The sequence below is a fragment of the Bartonella sp. CL162QHHD genome, assembly GCF_042195435.1.
Lineage (GTDB): Bacteria > Pseudomonadota > Alphaproteobacteria > Rhizobiales > Rhizobiaceae > Bartonella.
This window is the reverse complement of the sequence record NZ_JBHIOG010000011.1, coordinates 1-5,506: the sequence shown is the minus strand read 5'-3', so window position 1 is coordinate 5,506 and position 5,506 is coordinate 1. Positions and strand designations below refer to the sequence as shown.

General features: G+C 37.4%; 2 protein-coding genes and 1 pseudogene. All 3 read right to left on the bottom strand.

Annotation, left to right across the window (positions count from 1 at the left end; genetic code table 11):
* Positions 1 to 1,686: pertactin-like passenger domain-containing protein (locus ACFILD_RS00985; protein ID WP_375664645.1), on the bottom strand; the 1,686-nt coding region annotated here is incomplete at its 3' end.
* 256 nt (positions 1,687 to 1,942) lie between these two features.
* Positions 1,943 to 2,177, bottom strand: a pseudogene (locus tag ACFILD_RS00980) (integrase arm-type DNA-binding domain-containing protein); the annotation flags it as partial.
* Between the two features lie 339 nt (positions 2,178 to 2,516).
* Positions 2,517 to 5,081 carry a BafA family autotransporter gene (gene bafA, locus ACFILD_RS00975; protein WP_375664644.1) on the bottom strand — a complete coding sequence of 855 codons (2,565 nt, stop codon included), beginning with the start codon at positions 5,079 to 5,081 and terminating at the stop codon, positions 2,517 to 2,519.
* Positions 5,082 to 5,506 lie beyond the last annotated feature (425 nt).

Below are 5,506 nucleotides of genomic sequence, written 5' to 3'. Positions count from 1 at the left end.
AGACATAGACAATACCGCATCTGTAGAGGGCGTGGTCAAAAAGTGAGAAACTGAAAGCGTCTCACTCAATTGTGGAGAAGGCTGTTCTTTATGAACTGGACGCACAATCATCTGATCGGCTAAAGAGTGAGAAGATTCTGAAACAGCAGTTTGTTGCTCTTCAGCAGAAAGAGGATGAGAACTGACTAGAGGAAACACCAGACGATTCTGATTTTCTTGAGAGGGAGATACAGAAACACTAGAGACATTCTGCACTTCTCTTAAATGACGTGGAGGCCGTGGTTTAGCTGGTTGTTTTTTAGTAGGTTTACGAGAACCGGTATTTTTTCCTCTAGAAGAAGCACTTTGATCAAACAATGCAAGAGGAATCTTCGTTTTCTTGTTTACACACTGTGTTTCAGTATTCGAACGTGTCGTACTTTCAGAGGCAGAACTTAAATACCAAATTGTAGAATAACCACTAGAATCAGCACATCTTTCTCTCTTTCGTAAAACATACTGATAAGCTCCACCATCAACAGCTGTAATGTCCTTACCCGAAAGATCTTCCAGAGTAAAATTAGCGCCTCCAAATTTATTAGTAACTAAATTAATCTCTGTGGTCCAACCATTTTTCTGAGAGATAGGACCTGTAATTTCACGACCAGAATCTGCAACGCTTATTTTGTGATTACCTGAACCTTCATCAATCGACAAGTAATCACTTGCATCCCCCGTAGCACTAATATTGAATCGAAAATGCAAACTTCCTGAAAGTTTCTCAACATGAAGTGAAATATGTCGTGGATCATACGGTATAGAAGTAAAAATAACAGTCCCATTCTGCCCCCCTAAATCTTCAATTTCAATCTGAGGTTTTTCTCCTATATTCCGTTCACCAACCTCAAATATTGTTTCTTCAGATCTGTCCTGTATAGGAATTTTTTTCTTAGTCGTATGATTTGTCCTATCACCAGCGAATAAATAAAGTTCTCCGTGATCATTGATCCTTACTTCTCCAACGACATCTTTTATACCAACATGGAACCACGACTTAGCAAAGCTGTTAACAGTCAGACCATCCACAAACCCTTCAGGATATACAACTTGAATAGCATGATCTTTCAAATTAGTATCATAAGATTCTCCTAACGCTAAAACGTGCTGCCTCCCATTCCCAGAGACCTGAGCATACATTGATTTTCCCCCCTCTTTTCTTTCTCCTGCATAAAGATTTTGTTCTCCGTTATCTCCCACTTTCGTATACCACACCCACGCTTCATCATATACATTCTGCTGTCCCACTGCTCCACCGCCGCCAGAAACTGTGGTATTAGAAGCACTGCTTTTTCTCACCACGCTTGTAAGATCAATATTTTTCTCTTCATGAACAAACTGCTGACCTCCAAGGATTTTAGCATCTATTGCATTTCCTCCACGTGTAACTATTTGCATCCCTCCTTTTTCAATAGTGGATCCCATGGAAGTTTTTCCATTTTCAACAATTTCAACACCACCACCTTCGATCTTAACATTATTGTTGAAAAGGGTTGTAATCAGTGCTGAACCTTTTGGTACCTTCCCTCCACTTCCCACATTTTCTAATCTTTTTAACTCTTCATTCCTGTTTTCAACTGCACTTGCAACTTGTACAAAACAACTACTGATCATCAATACTGAAAAACTCAACTTATGTTTATACTGCATTATCGACACTCCACTCTCAATTATTTAGAAAAATATCCCACGGCTACGTAGGTAACTCGCCTTAGATTGTATCGTAATGTGTTTTATTTATGTTTAAAAACACTTTTTAAGTGTATTTTTTAATATAAACAACTTTAAGTTGTGTATCTATGAGCTACTAGAAAATTCTAACTTACGGCTGAAAATCTTAATAAAATTCAAATTGTTTACTTGAGTTCAAGGAACAATTTTCAATATTTGAAGTTAGATGAACAAAATGCTCGTGCCTAACGAGGTCACGTCCTTCACGAAACACAAAACGCCTTTGAATTGTACATTCACGCGCTTGTTTTAAAGAGACATCTCTCAACGCACCCGAACCCATTTCGCGACGTCATCCCATGAATGGTATACCGGTAAAGCCATTGCGTCCCCAATCTTTACGCTTATGAAGAAGCGAGCCGATATCATCATACACTTTGCCATCCTAATGTTATGATAGCCCTTGACACTAGAGAAGATTCATAAGAAACATTTTTACTCTTTTCTTATATAGTTTTTATCCACATGTTCATCCCGCTTGTGATGTGCTAGGCGAATAATTTTGATTGATTCAACATAAACAGATTTGGAATGAGAGAATCCTATGATACTCGGGACTCTCATTCAACATGCATAGAAATGAATTATTATTATAAATTCAGTATGTTGCCTTTAAAAAAGAGAGTATAAAGACATTCCTACTATTTGAGAAAGTCCCTATACTCTCGAAAAGACATAGCCGAGCGTTATCTGTTTAAGCTTGCAAAACAATTACATTTGTAAAATTAATCAGCCGTGTACACACATATTTAGAAACTATAGCGTAATCCTAAAATACCTTGAAGAGCATTCTTAATCTTATGTCCTTTTAGATAATGTGCTTCCGCATAAAGTGTTAGTTTATCATTGACCGTACCGTTTAAACCAATTCCCAATTTACCCGCACTGCCTGATAAATCTGTAATAAATTTATACTGCTTATTAATTGTCGTATAATTATTATTTATATTCTCACGCAACCAAGCTGCCATAATGTAAGCTGTTAATGAAGTTTCTGAATTCACAAAAAATTCATGTCCTGCAGTCAATCCAACTTCACTGCGGAATGAATTTAATGGGCTTAGATCACCTATCATTTCATTGGAAAGTTTTATTCTTTTACCTTCAACCTGCAAACCTGTTAGCTTGATATAAGGCTGCATCCAAGTATTCTGTGCCGGTTCAAAATAACAGCCAATCTCAAATGATCCACCTATCGCCCACTGATTGTAATGACTTTGAATAGCTAAACCATTCGTTGAGATGGCTTTTAAATTATCTCGGTAATAATTATATTTCAAAACACCATCCATATACCATCCACGATGATCAAAATAAGTTGCGTAAGTTCCAATGCTATAAGAGCTCAAATCACTATCACCACCTCGTGCATGAGAAACACGTGCTTGATCATAACTCCCAAAACCACCAACATACAACTCTCCATGCCTTAATTCACTCAACTGATCAGCACCAAAGACTAAACCTGTCTGCCCAAGCTTAAAGTGTGTATGGCCTGTCGCAACACGTTCTCTGCTCTTAATCCCATAAGTCCATAGTTCGATATCTTTCTTATTTCTGTCCCAAATTTTTCTACCATTCCGTACAACTTGCAACTCATTATTAAAAATAAGTCCAGGGACTACGGACAACGTTAACACTGCATCTGTAGAGGGGGTTGTTGATGTTTCACCAGGAAAAAAAGGATCTGTCGGATCTGGCATAGAAGGCTCTGGTCCACTGAGGCGGTCTGCCGATAAAAACCAAACTTTCCCATTTTCATCCTTTCTTTCTTTCAAATCATACATATAAGTTCCACCATCAATGGCGTTAATTTTTTCACCCTTAAGATCTGTCAGCGTAAAATGCGCACCACCACTTTGATCCGTAATTAAATCACGCTTATTTGAAAAAGGATCCGTGATTTCAACTCCAGAATCAGCAACACTTATTGTATGTTTCCCAGCGCCTTTCTCAACCAAGAGATAATCACCACGGTTATGGGCAATCGTAGTATTGAACGCGAAATGTAAATTTCCTGAAAGATTATTCACATGAAGCTGAGAATAATATGGATCAGAACCTGTAAACGAAAAAATAACACTCCCTTCACCACTTAATTTTTGTATCAAAGAACTTTTTCCATCAAACTCATCAGTAACAGAGTACAGTTTTGTATCTTTTCCATTTAAAATAATATCTTCTACTGTGGTGCGTTGTTGATCATTCCCAGCATAAAGATGGATCTGCCCAGAATGGTTTACCTGTGTCTTGCCTTCTAATGTTGCTCCAGCATGCACCCATGATTTTGTTTGATCATTCATTGTTAGATTCTTTACAGATCCATCAGTATATATTTCCTGAATAGCACTCTCATTTAAAGTGACTCCAATAGCCTGACCGCCTTTTAAGATACGTTGTTTACCACCACCAAAAACTTCTGTGTCAAATGCAAAACCACCATTTTTTGCACTTTGAGACTTTTTTCCAACCTCTTGGACACCCCCTCGCATAACTTTCGTATTCCAAACTTTTCCGCCATCATATACTTTTTGTTGGCCTAGTGTTTCATCTTGACCATAAATGACAGTATGAGAAGCACTACTCCCTTTAATCTCTCCTCCAATATCCCCCTCGCCGAAAACAAGCTGCTCACCACCATAAATTTTAGTCCCTTCTACTTTTCCTCCATTTCCAACACTTTGGTGTCCGCCTTCTTCAACAACAGCATTTTTCGAAAAACCTTGTTTTCCCTTCAAAGCCTGAACATTTTCAATTCCACCATGTTCAATTTTACTATTCTCACTGAGTCCTCCTGCATACACATAAAGCTCTGCACCATTCCTTACAGTGTTATTAATGGATCGCCCTGGACTATCAATCTCACCATCATTTGAAATGTATGCTTTACCTTCATTATCAAGGATATAATTTTCTAAAATTGCCCCATCTTTAATGGAGATAAGTTCAGGCTTTTTAAGAAACGCAGTATTTTGTTCTTGTGCATTATATCCAGCATTGTCACGATGACTACTGTCAAGTTCCTGTTGACTCGCAAACACTCTAGCACCCTTATCCATGATAAAATCGCTAGGCTTTTTCAAAAAGTCTAATTCATTGCGCGTTCTTACCATGACATCATTAGAGGCTCCAAGTATGCATCTGCCTGTTTTCATATCCTCATTGTATTGATCTTGAAATACTTTATCATTTTCATAACTTGAAGATTGACAAAAAAGTGCTGTCCCCCCCTCATTTGCAGCAGCAGCTTGCACAAAACAGCTGCTCAACATGAGTATCCAACAATGTCGTTTCCATTTATATTGTAGAGCCATATCCTCCCCCTTCACGCCTGCATAGACACTAAACGTAATTAGCTCTACAAAATATATTTTCAACCTTAGATTGCAACAATCCTTCTTAAAAATCCTCCTTATCTCATAAAAAACCGCTCTTTATAGTTTTTAAATACTTTTTTGATCAAGAATATAAGAGCGCTCTTATAGTGCTTCTTTAGCATTTTCTCGGAGTTTTCTTATCAAAGATAAAAAGTAATGCATAATCAAGTATATAAGGGTATACAGTTTATCATGAACAACGAAGCTGCATGCTCTGAAAAATTGTTCTCTGAACCTTTAATTAAAGACCTTTAAAACAATCATATATTTAAAGATAACTAAAAAATAACCATATACTTAGAAACTATAGCGTACACCTATAATTCCCTGAAGGGACTGTTTTGTTTTACGCCCTTTAATAT

Bases quoted from the DNA above. Each gene is read 5' to 3' on its own strand.
- bafA (WP_375664644.1), bottom strand. From the start codon at position 5,081: ATGGCTCTACAATATAAATGGAAACGACATTGTTGGATACTCATGTTG.